Source organism: Mesorhizobium sp. M5C.F.Ca.IN.020.32.2.1 (assembly GCF_004023105.1).
Taxonomy (GTDB): domain Bacteria; phylum Pseudomonadota; class Alphaproteobacteria; order Rhizobiales; family Rhizobiaceae; genus Mesorhizobium; species Mesorhizobium wenxiniae.
In genome coordinates this window covers 1-706 of sequence record NZ_RZSX01001510.1, presented here as the reverse complement: position 1 = coordinate 706, position 706 = coordinate 1, and the positions used below count along the sequence as shown (strand labels likewise).

The 706-nt window shown below is 63.3% G+C and carries 1 protein-coding gene and 1 pseudogene; one reads left to right on the top strand and one right to left on the bottom strand.

Features of this window, described 5'->3' with window-relative positions:
- Positions 1 to 220: pseudogene (locus tag EOA86_RS39175) on the top strand (hypothetical protein); the annotation flags it as partial.
- A gap of 11 nt (positions 221 to 231) precedes the next feature.
- On the opposite strand, the gene EOA86_RS37130 reads toward EOA86_RS39175, so the two are convergent.
- The coding region (locus tag EOA86_RS37130) for a WD40 repeat domain-containing protein (protein WP_164892432.1) at positions 232 to 706 on the bottom strand (475 nt) is incomplete at its 5' end.

Here is a 706-nt window from a genome sequence, read left to right as displayed (position 1 = left end):
ATACTGGCTCGACGGCAAGGAATTGCGGCTGCTCGTCTATCGCGAGCACGAGGTCGCAAACACCTACAGCTCTGTCGAACTGACGATCGTGACCGAGTCCAGTGAAGAAGGCAACTATGACGGGCGCTATTCGCTCGCCATCTATGAGGGCACGGCTGACACGGGTGGCGATGGCATGCCTGCCGCGTTGACCGGCAAAGTCTCCTGCGGGGCCGAGTAGAGAACTCCCGGTTATGCGGAAATATCGATGACGCCGCAATCGCCGGCGGCACTGCCGAAGGCGACGCGGCGTTCCTCCCTATCCCACATCATCGAGGTGATGGCGCCCTTGCCCGGTCGGCGCAGAAGCACCTCTTTGGCGTCAGCGAAACGCACCGCCATCACCATGCCGTCGTCATAGCCGATGGCGACGACATCCTGGCTTGGATGGCAGGCGACCGAGGTCACCATGGCGTTGCCGCGCGTGCCGAGTTCCAGCGGCGCCTTGCCCATCGGCCCGTCCTTGCCCGAAAACGGCCAGACGATCGCCGCCGGTGCGCCGGAACTGGCCAGCCATTTTCCCTTGGCGCTCCACGACAGGCTTTTGACTTTGCCGGGATAGCCGCTCATGCGCATGTGCTTGCCGTCGGCCAGCTTCCAGCCATGTAGGGCGTTCTCCTGCATGGTAGTGACGAGGAAGGCGCCATCCGGCGAGAAGGTGATGCCG